The sequence below is a fragment of the Acinetobacter tandoii DSM 14970 = CIP 107469 genome, assembly GCF_000400735.1.
Lineage (GTDB): Bacteria > Pseudomonadota > Gammaproteobacteria > Pseudomonadales > Moraxellaceae > Acinetobacter > Acinetobacter tandoii.
In genome coordinates this window covers 71,417-92,038 of sequence record NZ_KE007367.1, presented here as the reverse complement: position 1 = coordinate 92,038, position 20,622 = coordinate 71,417, and the positions used below count along the sequence as shown (strand labels likewise).

Here is a 20,622-nt window from a genome sequence, read left to right as displayed (position 1 = left end):
ATATTTTCCTATTAACTCCATGCATGACGTGGTGGAAGAACATCATTTAAATAATAATTCCCAACAATATTCAGTTTCCAACGGACGGGGTCATGTAAAGTATGTGTACGCGCATTGCGCCAATGACGGTCTAAATTCAGTTCCGATAGTGTTGAACGTGTACCCGAAAGTTCAAATAGTTTATTGGCTGCCAATAAAGCAATCTCTGTGGTCAGCACTTTAGATTCTGCTGTAATTAAAGTTGCTTCAGACACAGTTTCTTCTGTTGGATTCAACAACGCCTGATCAATTGCTTCACCCGCTAAAGCCAAAACAGCTTCTGCTGCACGTAGTTTAATTTTTAACTCACCAATATTGGCAATGGTGTACGGATCTTGAGATGCTTGTTCTAAGCCCGAATCAATCCACGGGCGTGCATGAGCACGGACATACGCAATCGTTTCATCAATTGCACCACGTGCGATGCCAGCATCAATAGCAGATTGAATAAATTGCGAAATTGCCCCTGCTGCGGTTGGGCGTTCAAAAGCTTGATGAATTGGTACAATGTATTTTAAATCGACTTGAACATTGTTTAAGTGTACTGAACCACTGACTGTAGTACGCTGACCAAATCCGCTCCAATCATTTACAATCGTCAAGCCTGGCGTATGTTGAGGCACTAATGCAGCAAACGGCTTACCCTCTTCACTTACAGCCACTACAGGTATCCAATGGGCGAGTAATGCGCCTGTGGCAAAAAATTTCTGGCCATTAATAACAGCGTGCCCATCTTTAAATTCAATTTTTGTTGTTAAGTCTGCAACAGTTTTAGAACCTTTTTCAGAAAATGCATTGCCAAAACGTTTTCCCTGCAAAACTTGAGCAAAGAAAAACTCTTGCTGCTCCAATGAAGCATCCAAACGAATATGTTCTAAAAACGCCCAATGGTTTTGTGCAATTTGCCCTAAAGATGAATCTGCACTTGAAATAATTTTGACCACTTCTGCAAGCGTTTTATAGCTGACGCCCGCACCGCCAAATTGCTTAGGAATAGTAATGCCCCAAAGACCCGATGCTGAATATTGTTGCACCTCTCGCAAAGGTAATTGTCGCTGATAGTCACGTTGAGAGGCTTCTTTCGCAAATTCGACTGCCAGCGTTTTAGCAACTTGTATGGCTTCTTCATCTGAGCGTATGACATGAGCCAGACTCTCTTGTTGATAAAAATCCCTTGGAATGTTTTGCGCGTCTTCCAATTTTATTTCAATTTTTGAAGTCATTATAAAAACTCAGTGAGATGGTTATAAAACCTAAGCTAGCACTATTTTTTTCTTATATTTATAATTTAATCCGAAAATAAAATCATTTTTTAAAATATAATCCATGGTTTTATTCACATTCAAATTTATATATTTACAAGTTTTTAATTTATTTTACCTTTATCACCAAAACTTCAATAAACACTCCTCATCTTCATAAACATTATTTATGATAAAGATTGATTTTTTTATTATGAAAGTTTGCATATTTTCTTATTAAGCTTATTTATTATTTTCGTTAAAAATCTTAAACCGATATGACCAAAAAAATTAGATTTAATGCTTTTGAAATGAATTGTATCGCCCACCAATCACCTGGCTTATGGCGTCATCCGCAAGACCGCTCTACAGAATATAAAGACTTAGAGTATTGGACAGATTTAGCCCAAATTTTAGAACGTGGGAAATTTGATGGCATTTTTCTGGCAGACGTATTGGGAATTTATGATGTCTATCATCAATCCGCCGAACATGCACTGAGTGGTGCTGTACAAGTGCCTGTCAATGATCCGCTACAAATTGTTCCTGCGATGGCTGCTGTCACCAAACACTTGGGCTTTGGTGTGACCACCTCTATTTCCTTTGAACATCCTTATCCATTTGCACGCCGTATGAGCACGCTGGATCATCTGACCAAAGGTCGTGCGGGTTGGAATATTGTGACCTCATATTTAGAAAGTGGTTCTAAAAACTTAGGTTTAAAAAATCAGGTCAGCCATGATAATCGTTATGACATTGCCGATGAATACCTTGAAGTTCTGTATAAGCTTTGGGAAGGGTCTTGGGAGCAAGACGCTGTGCTTCGCGACAAAGAAAAAGGGATTTTTGCTGACCCTAAAAAAGTGCATCCGATTCATCATGAAGGTGAATATTTTACCGTTCCTGGTATTCATATTTGTGAGCCCTCTCCGCAGCGTACTCCAGTTCTTTATCAAGCTGGTGCATCACACCGTGGACAAACTTTTGCCTGCCAAAATGCCGAATGTGTTTTTATTTCTGCACCAACCAAAGAAGCAGTAAAAAAACTGGTTCAAGCCATCCGCACTAAACTTGTAGAAAATGGCAAAGATCCTTCTTCAATTTTAATTTACACCATGCTGTCTATTGTTGTAGATGAAACAGATGCAAAAGCTCAAGCTAAATTTAAAGAATATCAACAATATGGAAGTTATCATGGTGGATTAACCTTAGCTTCTGGCTGGTCTGGGATCGACTTCTCACAATTTAATGCTGCTGATCAGGTTGAATACATTCAGACCAATGCTATTCAATCTATGCTGGACTCCTATGTAAAAGCTGATCCTGATCGTATTTGGACAATTAAAGAAATTGCTAAATTTATCAGTGTGGGTGGTAATGGACCCGTACTGGTCGGCTCACCAACAACGATTGCGGACCGTCTACAAGAGTGGGTAGAAGATACGGGTATTGATGGTTTTAATCTTGCCTATATCTTGGCGCATAAAACATTTGAAGATGTTGTTGAATTTGTGGTTCCAGAACTTCAGAAACGCGGTGTTTATCAGACTGAATATGCCACTGGAACTTTACGCGACAAACTGTTTGGACAAGGTCCTTTGTTGCCTGAAAATCATAGAGGAGCTAGCTTCCGCTATCATCCACAAAAGAAAAAAGCCGTAATTCAGGCATAAAGCATTGATAATAAATAGTTTAAATAATTCAAAATGCTAATGCGCAACGCTCTATATTGAATCGATCATATTACTGCAGGTTTTCTTAGCATTCACTCTTAGAAACTCAGCCTGCAGTAGTCCATACTCATTTCAATGTTCTTATCATCGTAAGTACGCCCCTTTCAACGCCCCGAAAATACTTGGCTTGGTTCCATCTTCAATACAGGCCGCACGCTCAATGCAGCAGCAACCAAGCAGACCAGTATAACAGTCACTGCTCCTAACACAGGGGTAAACCACATCATCCGAAATGGATATCCAGCCATAATTGCCAACTGCCCAATCATGGCACAGAGTCCTAGCCCAAGACCTGTGCCCAGCAGCCCACACAAACCCGCCTGAGCAAATACCATGGTCAAAAGAAGTCTCGGTGTGGCCCCCATCGCACTAAGCACCGCATAATTACGCAGGTTCTCATTTGTAAACATGTAAAGCATAACGCCTGTTACACCAAAGCCGACAGAGATTGCCAAGGTTAGCATTGCCCCAATGTCTCCCACATCTTCAGAGTTCAGCAGAAACCAATGCACAGTATCCGATTTAAACTGTGCAGATGTCCGTGCACGTAAACCTGTGGCTGACTCGATGCGCGCTGCTAAGTCTTCGGGCGCTACCTTCGGTGCAGCGTTGACCAGCACGAATGTGAGCTGACGTCGTTCTGGTGGCAAAATTCGAGTCGCGTTCGAAAAAGTCGTATATAGCAACGGACGTGGTGGAAATCTAGGAAGTCCTTACGATTGACCGAGAATTCGCAAGCTATGATCATTCAGAAGTAATTCATCACCTGTGGTCAGTTCACGGGTTGGCGCATCAAAATCTATTTTACCTTGTGGCAATTGCTCCGAAATTTGCAATGTGGTTTCCAACTTACCATTGGTTCCCCCTGCATCAATCACCACTGCATCAGGAACTCTCAGCAAACTAGGCATCACATCATTTTGAATGGGCGGCATACCAATTAAGGTTGCATCATCAACACCAATCACCTGAAAGGGCTGGTAACGCCCATCTGGAAAACGGACATCTGCCGTGGCAAACATGAAGGGGACTGCTGACTGCACCCCTGCTACACTGCGAACTCTTGCCAATGCTTGCAAAGACATATTGGTGGTTTGCTCAACTGAAGTTACCGCAGGATCCATCACCCATACATCTACAGTACCATTCTCGGAAATAGGTGCGTAACCTCGCGTCATAATTCCAGCAAAGTAGGATGCTGCAAAAGTCACCAAGAACGATGTAAAGGTAATACCAAAGATTAAACCCACATATTTGGCACGATCACCCAGCAGCATTTTTAAGGCTATACGTAACATTTTGGTACTCCTTTTTAATGCATGCAGACGGACTGGATCATTACAAAATCTTCGCGGAAGACGGTGTTGCTGTGGATTGCGAAGGCTTACTCTTTGAAGATTTGTCTACTGTGGTCTCAATGAATACATCAACTTGTTGCCCAACATAAATTGGCAAGGTGGTGTGATCAAAACTATAAATGACCTGCAAGGCACGGGTATCGACCCGCTCGGTGCTATCCCCCGTCAGTGAGGTTTTAGGCAGCACATACGGATCCACCCGTTCAAATTTCAGTGTGGTGTGTAAATTTGGATTACCCCGCACAAATGCCACGGCATGTGCCTCTGGCTGGATTCGCCATGCATCATTCTCATCAATGTCAGCACGTACGAATAGCCGATCATCATTACCAATCAACATCGAAGAGTCACTAGGCACACCACCTTGCACGAATGCGCCGATACGAATCTTGTTTTGTAATACTCGTCCATGGATTAAAGCACGTACAGTATAGCGCTCAATATCCATTTGAATTTGCTTAACCTGCGCTTGAGCTGATGCCAGCTCAGCTTCAGCAAGCTGGACTGCAAAGCGCCGATTGTTGAGTTCCTCGACGCTAATCGCACGTTTATCCGATAAGCTGTTCGCAAGTTCAAATTGGCTCTTGGCTTGTGCCAAACGCGCTGCAATTTCTTTGATTTTCGCCATTGCAGGTAGAAGTTGGGCTTGAAGTTCACGATCATCAATCTTAAATAACTTATCGCCAACCTGCACCTCGCTGCCTTCGTGCACATACAGTTCGACCACAACACCAGACACAGGCGTGCCAACCACAATGTTTCCAGTGCTCGCCTCGATAATACCTGCGCCAGCCACATAGCTCGGAAAAGGTGATTTGGGTGACTGAACTACGGGTTGGGATGGAGGTGATTGCCTATTGCCAATCAGTACCATCGTGACAGCAAGCAATAGACCGATCAGTGCGAGTATTGGGAGCAAATATTTACGCATCATTGTACTTTGTCTCCTCGACTGGATTGCTTATATCGGCAATCTTCCCATCATCCATATGCGCGATACGATCAGCAAACTCATAAATACGCGTGTCATGTGTTACCACTACTAGTGCGCGATCTGGAGCTTGTGCTACATTCCGCAAGATCTCCATCATGGCATGTCCCGTGGCATGATCCAAACTACTCGTTGGTTCGTCACAAATAATGATTTTAGGTTCATGCACAAGTGCACGCGCAATTGCTACACGCTGCTGTTGCCCACCACTGAGCTGGCTTGGAAGTGCATCTTCACGTCCCGAAAGTCCAACCTGATCCAGAATGACTCGAGCACGTTGAAGCGCAAACTTGCGCTCTTCGCCACTGATTAATAAAGGCACGGCAACGTTTTCAGCAGCCGTCAATGAAGGAAGCAAGTTAAAAGTCTGGAACACAAAACCAATAGAAGTTCCACGAAAATGCGCTCGCTCGGCTGTAGTCATGTTTTCCAAGTCTTTGCCAAGTATGGTGCATGTGCCTGCATCACGTTTCAAAATTCCCCCGATAATTGAAATCAGGGTTGTTTTTCCACAGCCTGAAGGACCAGCCAGAATAAGTAACTCCCCTCGGTAGACATCAAGATTGACACCTCGTAAGGCGGTCACTTTCGCTTCACCGACACCATATTCTTTCGTCACACCAGAACACTGGATGAGGACATCCTGACTCGACTTCATTATTTTTGTCCTTATGTCTGGTCACTGAAAACTCAGTTTAACTTGTCTAAACTCTAGGCTAGACCAATAACTTCTTTATCATTGTGAGTACAGCTTCTCTGTAAAAATATTTGATCTAATCAACCCTAGTTTCAGGGCTTTGTTATCAATGTCTGCTACGCTTTTGCGAAGAGTTTTAACAAATCGAGCCATGTAGTTTGAAGGCTAAAAATTATTCTAATTCATACAATATAATATGGCATAAGCACGGTATGTAATACCACATAAAACTATGGAAATTTTAAATAACATATTGATAATCACATTATTATTATCTATGAAAATAATGCTCTTAAGACATATATCTAATGCTATAAAAGGCAATGTACGGATATTAAAAAAAGAAAGTTGCGCTGAAAAGTATCCCAATTGAGCTTAAACTTTTCGTGATCACCATGTGATTGAAATATTGAGGTGATACAAAAGAATTTTATTTAAATATGATTTAAAAAATACAAATTCGAGGCTTAATTGAAACAAATGAACTCATTGGACATTTTCAATAAATCTTTTTAAATTCAGGCATCTCGAATCTTATTTATTCTTGATGCCTATTTCTTTCTACTTTCAAATTATATCGGGTCAATGTGAGTAACCACATCAATCACATTATGGTTTTTGAGGACTTCATTTCTGGCATCTACTGCTATTTTATGTCCTTCTCTTACACTTTGCTCGCCACTGACTTCTAAATGAACATCCACAATAATCATATCACCCATTTTACGGGTTCTAAGTTGATGTAAGCCCAATATACCCTCTTTATTCAATAAGGTTTCTTTAATAGCAGCAATCTCATCTTCATTTGCCGACTTGTCCATCAAATCATGTAAGCCCGTCCAGCTAAAGTCGAAACCCATTTTAGCAATCATCAAACCGACAATTAACGCCGCGATTGGATCAAGAATTGGGTACCCCGCAAGATTCCCTATAATCCCTAATGCCACAACAAAAGAAGATGCCGCATCTGAACGTGCGTGCCAAGCATTCGCAATCAATAAACTCGATTTTACTTTTTTGGCAATAGAGAGCATATAGCGGAACAAGAGTTCCTTACAGATCAATGCTGTTATTGCTACCCAAAGCGCTATGCTATGAACTTGGGGAATTTGCTCAGGATGAAGAATTTTATGGGTTGCCGTCCATAGCATTCCGACCCCAACCGACAGTAAAATTAAACCCAGTATAAAAGATGCTGCATTCTCAAAACGAAGATAACCATAAGGATGAACGTCATCTGGTGCTTTTTGACTATGACGATTGGCCACTAATACAATAAAGTCCGCGACTAAATCACTTAAAGTATGAATACCATCTGCAACTAAACCTTGTGATTTAGAAAACAGACCAATCCAGATCTGCCCAATCGATAAGAAAATATTCACAGCAACACTGATCCATGTTGACTTTGAAGCAGCTTTCGCCCTTAACTCAAGATCAATATTTGATTCAATCATAATCTTTCAAGCTCTTGGTTCACTTTTTAAAATAAAGCATACTTTTCAAAACGTTATCTTTAAATACATAATGATGAATTAATGCAGCCAATGCATGAAAGCCTATCAGCACCATGAAAGAATTACCTAGAAATTCATGGATTTCTCCAATTTTTTCAACATCCCATGAATTACTTATGAGAGGTAAACTCATTCCAAAAAACTGATAACTCTCTGTTAAACCAGATAAAGTAACCCAGCCCAGTACAGGAATTAAAAACAACAATGAATAAAGCGTGTATTTCACCATCAAAAATAAAGTTCGTTGATATTTACTCATCGGCTTGTTCAGCGGAATATCTTTTCTATAAGTAAAAATCATTATAATTCTGATAAAAAATAGCAAAAATACGGATACCCCAGCGAAAACATGGAGTTCTCCACTTTTTAGATGTACGGTTGGGTCTCCACCTGTGAGATACGCCAACACCACAAGGCAAAGTGTAAGCCAATGCATAATCATTATTGGAAAAGGATATTTATTTTTCATAACAACCCCAAAATTCAAAAATATAAATCGATATTAATACCTTACAAAAGTGACCTTAAATTTAAATTAATTTTTTAAAATATTTAAAAAATCAAATACTAGAAAATACCATCCAGCACCTAATAAAAATAATCATTCTTAATTACATTAATCTTATCCTATAAAATAAACATCAGACTCGACTAAGTTTCAAGGATTCTATTCTGTTCAATCCGAAAATATTTCAGATGTAGCTTTTATGTATAAAATTCAGAAAATAAATATGTTTACCGTTTTTCTGTTTTATGAAAAATGGAGGAATAAAGTCTACCTAATCCTCCCCATCTATTTAAAACGAAAATATATATCTCATTAATCCTAACTTTAAAAATCCTACACTTAAGTTTATCTTCAAATAAGCCAAGCTCATTTATTTTTACTTGAGACAAACTTCGACAAGGATCCCCCCTATTTATATAGTTCACACTAGTATCTTGTCTATTTTTGATAACACATGTCGTTCAACCGAACTCCACCTTTTCTATTTGTACAGTCTTTTCTGGTAGATGAATTGTATTGGCATACTGACATGGAATCTTTTGACCACAAAAGTTCATATCATGAACAGCTTTTGTATATATTGAATCTATCATGTCATCTGTGATAATTTGATTCAAAAACAACATAAATAACTAAATTTATTAAATATTTTCATGAAATTAAGTTTTTAAATACCAAAAATAAATAGGCGCTTGCATTGAAGTCGATTAATCAGTGTACAATTTTTCCCTGTTTAGGCTTATATCTGAAAATTGTATTGTTCATACTCAACTGAAAAAATTGGTTCATTCGACAAAACTGTTTCACATAAAATTCACTATTAAATGAATATTATCTAACTGAAAGTTTAATTCAGCGTATTTTATCTATTATCAAGATATAGGTGGATAGTCCAGTGGCTATAGAATTTGTTTCCAAATCAAAGTTACCTACTGCGTTTGGCGATTTTGAAATTATAGCATTTCAAGACCAAAGTACTGGCGAAGAACATATCGCTCTTGCCAAAGGCATGGATACTATTTCTAATCAACCTGTACTCGTCAGAATTCATTCGGAATGCTTAACAGGTGATGCTTTTGCTTCACTGAAATGTGACTGTGGCCCCCAATTACATTCAACCATGAAAATGATTAATGATGCTGGTCAAGGTGTGATCTTGTACCTGCGCCAAGAAGGCCGTGGCATAGGATTAACCAATAAAATTCGGGCCTATGCACTCCAAGACCAAGGACATGATACTCTTGATGCCAATTTATTATTAAATTTACCAGCAGATGCTCGTAAATATGATATGTGTACCATTATGTTAGATTATTTAAAAATAAAGAATGTAAAACTCATTACAAATAATCCCCTTAAAATTAAATCTTTAACTGATTTAGGAATTAATGTTGTTGAGCGGATTCCTTTAAAAGTTGGTTTAAATATCTTTAACAAAGCTTATCTAGAGACGAAGCAAAAACGTATGTCACATCTGTATGATAATAGTGATTTCTAAAAAGTGATCACTTTAAGAAAAAACTCCACATCCAAAGTTCCATCTCCCTTACGGGAGAGGGTTTTATCACATATGGTTCTTGATAAATTAACTTTAAATATACTGATTTAAAAACAGGATATTATTTATTTTCTCTAAGTATTTGTGAAAAAACTGTGACTTTTTCTAAAGTTGCGTTCATCCCTTTATTAAAAAAAGTATCGACGAGCGCTGAACCGATAACAATAAGATCTACTTTATTGGCTAATGCTTTAACATGACTTTCATTTTTGATCCCAAAGCCAATTGCAACTGGAATATTAAAAATAGGCTTGATTTCAGCAATCTTTTTCTCAAGGTTAGACAAATTTAAGTCTCCTCCTGTTAAGCCATTTTCTGCAACATGATATAAAAAACCTGTCGCGCGCGCTGAAATTTGCTCTAACCTTTCAACTGGGGTCGTCGGCGCTGTCATTGCAATTAAATGCATATTTTTTTCATTTAATTGCACCTCAAATTTTTCTCGATATCCATATGGAGCATCTAAAATCAATATTCCATCTATAAGATTTTCTGTTTCGGCTATAAGTGTCTCAAAACCATATTGCATCATCGGATTTAAATAAGTCATGAAAATTATTGGTGTCTGGTCATCATGTAGCCTTATTGCTTTTACCAACTCAATGGTCTGTTTTACCGTTTGACCTGCACTTAAAGCCCTAAGATGTGCTGCCTGAATGATCTCTCCATCTGCCACTGGATCTGAAAATGGAATGCCAACTTCAATGATGTCAGCTCCAGCTTGACCCAATTGACTTAACAAACGACAACTTTCTGCGAAATTAGGATCTCCAGCAGTAAAATAACAGACCAGACCACTTCGATTTTCCAGTTTCAATTGCTCTAATTTTTGATCTAGACGGTTCATGCTGTAGCTCCTGCAAGATATTTTTTGACCGTGTTTAAGTCTTTGTCACCTCTGCCGCTTAAATTGACAATAATGATCTGTTCTGGCTGCATTTCTTGAGCAAGTTGAATCGCATACGCAATCGCATGAGAACTCTCAAGAGCAGGAATAATGCCCTCCTGTTGGCTTAAAAGCTGAAATGCATTTACGGCTTCTTGATCGGTTATAGCCGTATATGTCACACGTCCTGTTTCAAACAGAAGGCCATGTTCAGGGCCAACACCAGGATAATCTAAGCCCGCTGATATAGAGTGCCCCTCTAAAATCTGTCCATCTAAATCTTGTAATAAATAGGTTAAATTGCCATGCAGCACACCGACTTGACCTTTGCAAATAGAGGCGGCATGTTCTCCAGTATGTGTTCCTTTTCCCCCCGCCTCAACGCCAAACATTTTGACATTTGGGTCTTGTAGAAAAGGATGCATCAACCCTAATGCATTTGATCCACCACCAACGCAAGCAACCAAAGCATCAGGTAGTTTATTTTCTTTGAGGAGTATTTGGTTTCTGGCTTCTAGACCAATAATTTTTTGAAATTCTCTGACCATGACAGGATATGGATGAGGACCTGCACCCGTACCCAAAAGATAATAGGTTGTATCAACATGACGAATCCAATCACGTAATGCTTCGTTCATCGCATCTTTTAAAGTCCCACGACCTTTTTGAACACTTCTGATTTCAGCACCGAGTAATTTCATGCGTTCAACATTCATTTGTTGACGCTGAATGTCTGTTTCTCCCATAAAAATGGTACATTTCATCTTAAACAGTGCGCAAACAGTTGCTGTTGCAACACCATGTTGTCCAGCACCAGTTTCTGCAATGATTCTGGTTTTCCCCATAAATTTGGCTAATAAGATTTGCCCAACACAATTATTGATCTTATGCGCACCCGTATGGTTCAAATCTTCTCGCTTGAGATATATTCGAGCACCTCCCGCATAAGCTGTTAGGTTTTTTGCATAAAAAAGAGGACTAGGGCGACCAACGAAGTCCGTTAAAATCTGCTGATATTCAGCCCAAAATTCAGGTTTGTGCCGAACAGTATTAAAGGCTTGCTCTAATTCTTGAAGTGCGGGCATTAAGCTTTCTGGCATGTAACATCCGCCAAATTTACCAAAAAATCCCAAGTCATCAGGACCATTACCTGTATAAGGGGTTGTCATCTCATATCTCTTTTACTATCAAAACTTGTTTGATCTTAAAATATTTTCATTTTTCTGATAATTGATATATTTTGAGCTCATGGTGTTAGAAAATTTTACAACATGAAACGCAGAACATTACCTCCCCTTAATGCTTTAAAAGCATTCGAGGCAGTCGCCAGAAATAAAAGTTTCAGCTTAGCTGCGGAAGAATTATGTGTAACCCATAGTGCGATTAGCCATCAAATAAAGCAGTTAGAAGAATGGTTAGATAAAAAATTATTTATTCGACATTCCTCTACCATCTCTCTGACAAAGGATGCAGAAGAATTATCGCTAGTTTGTACGCAACTTTTTAATAATTTAGAACAATGCGTCTTTGAGTTAACAAATAAAACATCAGAGGTAGAAGTTGTAATAGGCGCTTCTCATAGTTTTATGGCAAATTGGCTGATTCCCCGATTAGAAAAAATCGAAATAATCTATCCCAATATTCATATCAAATTAATGACATGTAATGACTTAAAATTGTTAGAAAAAGAGAAGGTTGACATATTTATCAATAGCATAAATGAAAACCATACACTTCCTAACTTTTTGAATAAATATCTTTTATTTCCCGATAACATGGGGCCTATTTGTAATCGTGAAATAAATCCTCTCCATACAAAACATGATCTTTTAAATTATCCATTACTTCATACCCACTCAAATAAAAGTGCATGGCATACATGGTTTGATCAGTCCAAAATTAACTTTTCCCCAAAAGCGAATGATCGTTATTTTGATAGTCTCAATTTGATGATAGAAGCTGCTGTGTCTGGGTTAGGAATTGCCATAGCCCCTCAAATTCTAGTAGAAAAAGAAATATTAAATGGCAGGGTCATTGCACCTTTTGGTTTTATCTATTGTGACTATAATTTTTATGCAATGGTCAGAGAAAATAATGAAAATCGTGATGTCATGAATATCATTCATTGGTTAATGGCTGGAGAAAAAAATTAAAAAAATTATATTCAATGAATGGTTTTTCGCTTATATCATCATATTTTATTCGCTTAAACCTATTTAAAGAAGAAGAATAAACAGTGAAAGTAACTGTACCGAGACAAGTGTTGGTAAATAAAGTTCTTTAGGCTATCGACATTACAATGGCAATAATATTGATATCCAAGTAATGCCGTGATTAAACTTGTTGGGCTGTTCAAATACTCAGATAAATTCAAATACAAACCTGAACATGTCTATCTAAATCTCCTCCAGATAGGACACATCCAATAGAATAAAAAGTAAAATCTCAGTCATTGAGTTTTGTAATTTTCATCATGTTTAGCGGTTTTATTCTGAATTTACTATCTTTGATCACATCAGACTTTACAACAGAATTTCACCTAATTTCAGCTTATGACTATCCTTCTCTTTAGAGTTAAACTTGTGAGATATTAATTTCAAGTGAAATAAAAAAAACCGAACTGTAGAGAGAATATTCAGTTCGGCAAAAGGGTAGCAAATAAATACAATACTTTGATTAATTCTGTGTCGTTACACGCATAATGCCTCGTAATTTGAAAATACGCCTAGAGCTCCACTTTATACTCTCAGCCTGTAGGCCGAGTCGTAGCACCTCGTCATTCTCTTTTGCAAAAAACATATATTAGCTTTAGACAAAAGCTGAACTTCAATTCACTCATCTTGATGCTGTGATTATGATAAATAAATTACATGTGAACTAAGTGTGAAAATAAGATGACGAAATTCAATAATTGACACTTCAGAAAAGGTATTCTGCCCATTTTTCCTTCAAAGCCATTCTTTCGTATCATCCGCCACTGGGGTGCCATTTATCACATGATTAATCATGGCATACGCAATACTGCCTTTAAATGGAATCTCAGGTAAATTATCAAACTTGAAAAATTGAGCATCACTGAGTTCCTCTTCCTGAATCTGAATTTCCCCTGAGTGATATTCTGCTTTGAATGCCATCATCAAATTGCTTGGAAAGGGCCATGGCTGACTTGCAAGATATTGAATATTTCTAATCTGAAGCCCAACTTCTTCCAAAGTTTCACGACGTACAGCGTCTTCCAAGGTTTCCCCTACTTCAACGAAACCAGCAATCAAACTATACATCTGAGATTTATTACGCGCATTTTTTGCTAATAAAATTTCATTTTCACCCCGTGTAATGATGGTAATCACACAAGGATTAACACGCGGATATTGGTTGTAACCACAAGATGGACAGCACATTACATACTGATTGGTAGGTTGAAAGGTTGCATGACCACATTTACTACAAAAACGGTGATTTCGATGCCATTCTAATAACTGTACTGCGCGGCTAGCTTCTGCAAATTCGTTTTGGTTCCATACTTGTACCAATTGTCGGATCGGAATCAACTGATAACCTTCTGGCACAGGCTCATCCTCTTTTAAATCCCGTGCAATGATCTTGCCATTTTCTGACAGATTCAAATCATGCTGAAGACTTTCTACCTGCGGTAATTGAAAATTTTCATCTACCAGTAACTTCTGCTCTCTAAAAATATACGCTTTTGAATGTATGCTCATACAACCCTCAGATTAAAAAAAATCCCATACTAAAAGTGTATGGGATGAAACCAAGGAAGCTTACATGGAGTAACTTCAAGAAGAATACTAGGCACTAAATGTCAGAATTACAATCATAATAATTTGTATCTTTTTGATTAAAATCACAAAATTTTCACACCAACTATGCATCAAGGCATCACTAAAATTAGAGCGATAAAATGATTGGAGCTTTAGCCTGATTAATGAACTTTACATTCTAGAGAAGAAATTTTGCTCATTATGTCTGTGCAATATAAAAGCTCCATCTGTTCCAGTTATAAACAAATGTTGAATTCTACATAAAGTTTACTTGCTTGATGACTGGATGCAAAATCAATAACAACTTAGACATCTATTCTTATTTTATCTAGACATTTTTTTCTGTTTTAGGGTTAAATGAGACTACATAAAGCCGTGGAGTTTTGATTATTTATTGACCGTGGAACATGAGAAATCACTAAAAAGCTGTTCCAGTGCGCTGAACCCTAGAACAGCTTTGACTAAGATATTGATGCTTAAAGGAAAATTTCAAGCATTCCGTATAACGTGCATTATGTTAATTTTAGGAAATCTTAAACTAAATCAGATTCTATTTTTAAAATTTTCCCATCGTAATTTGCTTTAACTCTGATGACTTATCAAATTCAAAATGTAAGTAGCTATCAAGTATTTTATATTTAAGCCAACTGTTACTTTCTCTTTCTGGATTTCCAAATAGCTTAACTACAGATTGCTTCGTACTTTTATGATTAATACCTATGATAAGATCTTCTAAAAATGGGTATGAGTAATATTCTTCATTCTCTTTAGCGTGTATGAAAACGGTATCTAGTATCTGATGTTCATTAAATCTGAACGTGACACCTCTCTTGAAAAATTGCCAATAGGATAGCTTTTCTCCACAAAAATCAGTCTCTGATCTGTCAAAATCACTTGCAACAAGAACAACTGCTTTCAAAATATCTGAACTTGATTCTTTAGTTCCAAGACAAGATAAAAAAACTTCTACATCACCTGAAAAATTCACTTATTACATACCTAAATCTAAAGCTTCTTTATCCTTGAGTTTTATCATATTTAAAATGAAATCTCTGATTCAAAGTTAAAATTTTCAAAAAACTATATTCAGTTAACATAATGGTGCTTATACGACATTGAGTTGTTATTCCCATTTAAAGTGTCCACGTTAGATACGACTCTCTGTTCATTTGTTTTTGAAATTTGGTGTCCATTAGAAAAAGAATATGCAACTGAATACAACAGCCAATAAAACCCCTTGAAAGAACCTAAAAAAATGACTTTGAATTAGGTTCATAATCACAAAATTTCGGGTTTCAATACTCAATTTATAAACAAATTTAAGCTCACTAATTTTTTATCATTATTGAAGTGATTGAATAGATTTTAAAGATCTTATTAGTTCAGCCTTTCTGGGAGGCTTAATTTAATTATAGTTTTAACGTTCTTGCAGCGATTGGTAAATAAGTAGCATTTTCAGAACAACTTATACGATTTAAAGAAATTTTAAATTATCCCATTGAAAGACTAATACACTAAATTTACGCCAAAATTATTCTAAATTATTGATTTTATAAAAAAATGGTGCGGCCAGCGGGAATCGAACCCACGACCCCAAGCTTCGGAAACTTGTACTCTATCCAACTGAGCTATGGCCGCGCGTGCACATCATAGCAAAAAAATAAAGAAGTGAAAGCAACTATATAGAAATCATGCATTTTTATGCTTAGAGTTTAATCAATGTTCTAAGCATGCAACGCAGTATTCCCTGTAATTTACTTGGTTTATTAATCAAGATCGCTCACAATAGCCACACTCTATATGCTGTGAGAACTTCATGACCGATGCATTACTGATCAGAGATTTGTCCAAAACTTATCGAAATGGCTTCCAAGCCCTGAAAGGGATCAATTTAACCGTCCCTGAAGGCGAGTTTTATGCCCTTCTCGGACCCAACGGTGCAGGCAAATCGACGACCATCGGGATTATCAGTTCTTTAACCAAAAAGACGTCTGGGACAGTCGAAATTTTTGGTCATAATCTTGATACTCACCCATCTCAGGCCAAACAATGTTTAGGTGTCGTACCGCAAGAATTTAACTTTGGGCAGTTTGAAAAAACCTTCGATATTTTAGTCACTCAGGCAGGTTATTACGGTATTCCCCGTAAAATTGCAGAGCAACGTGCTGAACATTATTTAGAAAAGTTAGGGCTTTGGGAAAAACGTAATACCCAAGGTCGAATGTTGTCAGGTGGTATGAAACGCCGATTGATGATTGCGCGTGCCATGATGCATGAACCAAAACTTTTGATTCTGGATGAACCTACTGCGGGTGTCGATATTGAACTGCGTCGTTCAATGTGGGATTTCCTGACTGAAATGAATGAAAATGGTACATCCATCATTCTAACGACACACTATTTAGAAGAAGCTGAAATGTTGTGTCGCCGTATTGCCATTATCGACCGGGGCGTGATTAAAGAAGATACCACAATGAAAGCCTTCCTTAATCAATTACACGAAGAATCCTTTATTTTTGACTTGGCTGAGCCAATTCAACCACTGCATCTCGATATTATTGGTGTTCGCTTCAATTTAATTGATCCTGTCACGCTTGAAGTCACCATGGACAAAGCGCATACCTTAAATCAATTATTCCAGTTACTTGAAGCACAAGGCATTCAAGTGCGTAGTATGCGCAATAAATCCAACCGCCTTGAAGAATTGTTTGTCAGACTTGTGGAGAAAAATTTGGAGGGAACTACACCATGAATATGACTCAAATGCGTGTTGCTCTTTTCACATTAGTGCATAAAGAAGTTCGCCGCTTTATGCGCATCTGGCCACAAACCCTATTACCACCTGCCATTACCATGAGTCTATATTTTGTGATTTTTGGTAACTTAGTCGGTTCTCGTATTGGGCAAATGGGTGGTTTTAGCTATATGCAATTCATTGTGCCTGGCTTAATCATGATGGCGGTGATTACCAATAGCTATGCAAATGTTTCGTCTAGTTTCTTCAGTGCCAAATTCCAAAAAAGTATTGAAGAATTGATTATGAGCCCAGTCCCTTTACATTTAGTTCTTTGGGGCTATGTCTTGGGTGGATTATGTCGCGGGGTCTTGGTTGGGATTATTGTGACGGCTATGAGTCTGTTTTTTACTGACTTATATATCACCAATTGGTTTGTGACTATATATACCGTCATTGTGACATCGTTATTATTTTCATTGGGTGGCTTTATTAATGCTGTTTATGCCAAATCTTTTGACGATATTTCTATTATTCCAACATTCGTACTGACTCCACTGACCTATTTAGGCGGTGTATTTTATGCGATTAGCGCACTTAGCCCATTTTGGCAAAATTTGTCTTTAATTAACCCCATTGTCTATATGGTTAATGCCTTCCGTTTCGGAATTCTTGGTCATAGTGATGTGAACGTTTCGATTTCACTCACCGTGATTACTTTATGTTGTGCTGTGCTTTACGGTATAGCGTATTATTTACTTTCTCGTGGCTCAGGAATGCGTGAATAATGAGTGTAGAACATTCTTTACTTGGTAAAGACACCCAATATCCATCAACATATCAACCAGATATTCTTTTTCCAATTGCGCGTGCTCAGGCACGTTCAAGCTATGCTCATATTGAGGGCATTCAACAAGGTAAAGACTGGTGGCATGTGTTTGAAATTTCTTGGCTTAATGCTCAGGGTATTCCACAAGTTGCAATTGGTCGTTTAACCCTACCTGCTTCTTCACCCAATTTAATTGAGTCCAAATCACTCAAGCTTTACTTTAATAGCCTTAACTTTACCCAATTCGATTCTGAATCTGCATTTGTCGCCACTGTAGAAAAAGATTTATCCGCAGCTGCGGGCGCTACAGTAACGATTCAATTGTTCCAAGTAGATGCTTTGACTATTGATCAACCTGAGGGCATCTGTATCGATGACTTGGTTCCTGATCGCTTAGAAAATCAACCTGATGCATCGTTACTCAGTTTAGATCGTGAAAATACGGATAATCTGGAAATCCAACTCTATTCACATTTACTGCGCAGTAACTGCCCTGTAACAGGTCAACCCGATTGGGGTACAGTTTTTATCCGTTATCAGGGTAAAAAGCCTTGTTATCGCTCACTTTTAGCCTATATTATCTCCTACCGTCAGCATAATGGCTTTCATGAGCAATGCGTGGAACAGATCTATGCCGATATCTGGCAAAATCTGCAACCCGAAAAGCTTATGGTTTATGCGGCTTATACTCGCCGAGGTGGTTTAGATATCAACCCTTGTCGTGTATCGGATTTAACATGGATGCCTCGCCCAATTCGCTTGGCGCGACAATAAAATGAATAATATTGAGGTTAAATAACAATGCCTTTTTTTGGTTTTGTCCCTTCTGAAACACTATTAAATAGTATTCAAACAGGTCAGCAGAAAAAAAATTCAAGTGAAGCTCTCTACCCTTTGCGCGATCAAACTGCTTTATTGATTAACGATGAAATTATTGACGCCATTTTAACGGAGTTAGTTCGTCGTTTTCCGCCAAGTGATAAACGTGATACTGCGGAAAAATTAGCAGGTTACATTAAATCAACTGTCGCAGTGTTATTGAAACAACTTTTAAGTAAAGCTCCAAATGATGTGGTGAAACAATCAATTGAGTTTTCTGAAAAAAGCTTGTTCAAAGATGCTCAAGGTCAATATCGCGTAGGTGAAAGTTTAGATGCCAGCTTGGTGACTAATTTAAAAACCACATTTGCTGATATTCGTGCAGGTGGTGATACCAATAAAGCCGTTTTAATCGAATTATACAAACAGTTCGCAGAAGCCACTGTACGTCATTTCATGAATGATTTTAATAAAACCCTCGATTTGGGCATGATTAAGCGTAAAGCAGCGGATATCGGCTCTGCGGCCGTAATTAAAGCCGTACATATCGCAATTGATAAAATCTTCCCACATTTAACCAAGGAAGAATTGATTATTTTGGCTGAGTATCACGATACTCTATTCCATTATTGATAGAAATTTACACTATCGGAAACCTAGCTTTTGCTAGGTTTTTTTATTGCAAAATATTGATATACAGCATCCATACACAGGTATAAGGTAGCAGGCGCAAAATACGGCCTAAGACTTTATTCTACAAATATCTTCCATGACTACTCCTCCTCAGTCCAAATTCTTACGACATGCACCCCGTGATGGTTTAAGCACCACTTTATTGCCATCGAAGTGGCATAAATTACACCTCGATCCATGGTTATGCCTCTATTTATTGCTTACAGCCCTATTAGGTTTAACCGTGCTGTATAGCGCTTCGGAGCAAGACTGGGGTTTAGTGTCGAAACAAGCGATTAGTTTCACCATTGGTTTTTTCACCATGTTAGGTTTGGCACAAGTTCCTCCGAAAGTTTATCAATCTTTTGCACCTTATCTATATATAGTGGCACTGTTGTCACTTATTGGGGTCAAACTCTTTGGGGAAGTTCGTTTAGGTGCACAGCGTTGGATTGATATTCCAGGACTGGGCAGTGTACAACCCAGCGAATTTATGAAAATTGCCATGCCCTTGATGATTGCATGGTTTTTAGCAAGACGCCCTCTGCCTCCAAAAATTGGGCAGATTGGCATTTGTCTGATCTTTATTGGTATTCCCTTTATTTTAATTGCTGAACAGCCCGATCTTGGGACTTCATTACTGGTGCTTTCCAGTGGGATTTTTGTTTTATTCCTCAGTGGCTTGTCTTGGCGTTTAATTGCAACTGCAATCGGACTCGCAGTACTGATTATCCCTATTGCTTGGCAATTTTTACTGCATGATTATCAACGACAACGGGTGTTAACTTTGATCCATCCCGAAGCTGATGCACTCGGTACAGGTTGGAATATTATTCAATCAGAAACTGCGATTGGTTCTGGGGGTATTTCAGGCAAAGGTTATCTCTTAGGCACACAATCTCATCTGCATTTTTTACCAGAAGGTCATACCGATTTTATTATTGCAGCATTTTCTGAGGAATTTGGGCTAATTGGCATTATCATATTGATTGTATTGTACTTTGCGATCATTAGCCGAACGTTTCAAATTGGATTAAACAGTTTTCATAACTTTGGCCGTTTAGTGGCAAGCAGTTTTGCTTTGTCATTTTTTGTATATGTCTTTGTCAATGCAGGCATGGTCAGTGGTATTTTACCAGTGGTGGGTGTGCCTTTACCTTTTATGAGTTATGGCGGTACTGCAATTATTACTTTAATGGCCACTTTTGGCGTTGTGATGTCAATTCATACACATCGATAATTTTTTAGGATTTAACCT

The 20,622-nt window shown here is 38.1% G+C and carries 18 protein-coding genes, 1 tRNA gene and 1 pseudogene; 8 read left to right on the top strand and 12 right to left on the bottom strand.

Annotated features, from left to right (window positions below):
- Positions 1-11: 11 nt before the first annotated feature.
- Positions 12-1,193: pseudogene (locus tag I593_RS09855) on the bottom strand (SfnB family sulfur acquisition oxidoreductase); the annotation flags it as partial.
- 365 nt (positions 1,194-1,558) lie between these two features.
- On the opposite strand from I593_RS09855, the gene I593_RS09850 reads away from it, so the two are divergent.
- Positions 1,559-2,953: an LLM class flavin-dependent oxidoreductase gene (locus I593_RS09850; protein WP_016167422.1), complete on the top strand. Its 1,395-nt coding sequence runs from the start codon at positions 1,559-1,561 to the stop codon at positions 2,951-2,953.
- A gap of 164 nt (positions 2,954-3,117) precedes the next feature.
- On the opposite strand, the gene I593_RS20850 is transcribed toward I593_RS09850, so the two are convergent.
- From I593_RS20850 to I593_RS09825, 6 genes are all read right to left on the bottom strand, one after another.
- Entirely contained in the window at positions 3,118-3,663 is a 546-nt protein-coding gene (locus I593_RS20850) for an FtsX-like permease family protein (protein ID WP_228130577.1), read from the bottom strand.
- Positions 3,664-3,726: 63 nt separating this feature from the next.
- Positions 3,727-4,311 (bottom strand): ABC transporter permease, encoded by a 585-nt coding sequence (locus tag I593_RS20845; protein WP_016167420.1) that lies wholly within the window; start codon positions 4,309-4,311, stop codon positions 3,727-3,729.
- Between the two features lie 40 nt (positions 4,312-4,351).
- Positions 4,352-5,305, bottom strand: coding sequence for an efflux RND transporter periplasmic adaptor subunit (locus tag I593_RS09840; protein WP_016167419.1), 954 nt, complete (start codon positions 5,303-5,305; stop codon positions 4,352-4,354).
- A complete protein-coding gene (locus tag I593_RS09835) occupies positions 5,295-6,020 on the bottom strand; it encodes an ABC transporter ATP-binding protein (protein WP_016167418.1) in 726 nt (241 codons plus the stop codon). The genes I593_RS09840 and I593_RS09835 overlap by 11 nt, the downstream gene beginning before the upstream one ends.
- 611 nt (positions 6,021-6,631) lie before the next feature.
- On the bottom strand, positions 6,632-7,516 hold the full coding sequence (locus I593_RS09830) for a cation diffusion facilitator family transporter (RefSeq protein WP_016167417.1): 885 nt from the start codon (positions 7,514-7,516) through the stop codon (positions 6,632-6,634).
- A 19-nt stretch (positions 7,517-7,535) separates the two neighbouring features.
- Positions 7,536-8,045 carry a cytochrome b gene (locus I593_RS09825; protein WP_016167416.1) on the bottom strand — a complete coding sequence of 170 codons (510 nt, stop codon included), beginning with the start codon at positions 8,043-8,045 and terminating at the stop codon, positions 7,536-7,538.
- Between the two features lie 934 nt (positions 8,046-8,979).
- Between I593_RS09825 and ribA the strand changes: the two genes are divergently transcribed.
- On the top strand, positions 8,980-9,582 hold the full coding sequence (ribA, locus tag I593_RS09820; protein WP_016167415.1) for a GTP cyclohydrolase II: 603 nt from the start codon (positions 8,980-8,982) through the stop codon (positions 9,580-9,582).
- A gap of 121 nt (positions 9,583-9,703) precedes the next feature.
- On the opposite strand, the gene trpA is transcribed toward ribA, so the two are convergent.
- Both trpA and trpB read right to left on the bottom strand, forming a co-directional pair.
- On the bottom strand, positions 9,704-10,489 hold the full coding sequence (gene trpA, locus I593_RS09815) for a tryptophan synthase subunit alpha (RefSeq protein WP_016167414.1): 786 nt from the start codon (positions 10,487-10,489) through the stop codon (positions 9,704-9,706).
- The gene (trpB, locus tag I593_RS09810) at positions 10,486-11,697 is read right to left on the bottom strand and encodes a tryptophan synthase subunit beta (protein WP_016167413.1); all 1,212 of its coding nucleotides are present in this window, start codon (positions 11,695-11,697) and stop codon (positions 10,486-10,488) included. Before trpB ends, trpA begins: the two co-directional genes overlap by 4 nt.
- Before the next feature lie 102 nt (positions 11,698-11,799).
- Between trpB and I593_RS09805 the strand changes: the two genes are divergently transcribed.
- Positions 11,800-12,681 (top strand): LysR family transcriptional regulator, encoded by an 882-nt coding sequence (locus I593_RS09805; RefSeq protein WP_016167412.1) that lies wholly within the window; start codon positions 11,800-11,802, stop codon positions 12,679-12,681.
- A 795-nt stretch (positions 12,682-13,476) separates the two neighbouring features.
- Here I593_RS09805 and nudC read toward each other — a convergent pair.
- The 3 genes from nudC to I593_RS09790 all read right to left on the bottom strand — a co-directional run bounded on the left by nudC (position 13,477) and on the right by I593_RS09790 (position 15,948).
- Complete coding sequence (gene nudC, locus I593_RS09800) at positions 13,477-14,250, bottom strand: NAD(+) diphosphatase (RefSeq protein WP_016167411.1); 774 nt, start codon at positions 14,248-14,250, stop codon at positions 13,477-13,479.
- Positions 14,251-14,866: 616 nt separating this feature from the next.
- Complete coding sequence (locus I593_RS09795) at positions 14,867-15,298, bottom strand: hypothetical protein (RefSeq protein ID WP_016167410.1); 432 nt, start codon at positions 15,296-15,298, stop codon at positions 14,867-14,869.
- A gap of 573 nt (positions 15,299-15,871) precedes the next feature.
- A tRNA-Arg gene (locus I593_RS09790) sits at positions 15,872-15,948 on the bottom strand.
- A 178-nt stretch (positions 15,949-16,126) separates the two neighbouring features.
- Between I593_RS09790 and I593_RS09785 the strand changes: the two genes are divergently transcribed.
- From I593_RS09785 to rodA, 5 genes are all read left to right on the top strand, one after another.
- On the top strand, positions 16,127-17,062 hold the full coding sequence (locus tag I593_RS09785) for an ABC transporter ATP-binding protein (RefSeq protein ID WP_016167409.1): 936 nt from the start codon (positions 16,127-16,129) through the stop codon (positions 17,060-17,062).
- On the top strand, positions 17,059-17,832 hold the full coding sequence (locus tag I593_RS09780; protein WP_016167408.1) for an ABC transporter permease: 774 nt from the start codon (positions 17,059-17,061) through the stop codon (positions 17,830-17,832). Before I593_RS09785 ends, I593_RS09780 begins: the two co-directional genes overlap by 4 nt.
- Positions 17,832-18,647: an NADPH-dependent 7-cyano-7-deazaguanine reductase QueF gene (queF, locus tag I593_RS09775; protein ID WP_016167407.1), complete on the top strand. Its 816-nt coding sequence runs from the start codon at positions 17,832-17,834 to the stop codon at positions 18,645-18,647. The genes I593_RS09780 and queF overlap by 1 nt, the downstream gene beginning before the upstream one ends.
- A gap of 27 nt (positions 18,648-18,674) precedes the next feature.
- Positions 18,675-19,325 (top strand): hypothetical protein, encoded by a 651-nt coding sequence (locus tag I593_RS09770; protein WP_016167406.1) that lies wholly within the window; start codon positions 18,675-18,677, stop codon positions 19,323-19,325.
- 136 nt (positions 19,326-19,461) lie between these two features.
- Complete coding sequence (gene rodA, locus I593_RS09765; protein ID WP_016167405.1) at positions 19,462-20,604, top strand: rod shape-determining protein RodA; 1,143 nt, start codon at positions 19,462-19,464, stop codon at positions 20,602-20,604.
- Positions 20,605-20,622 lie beyond the last annotated feature (18 nt).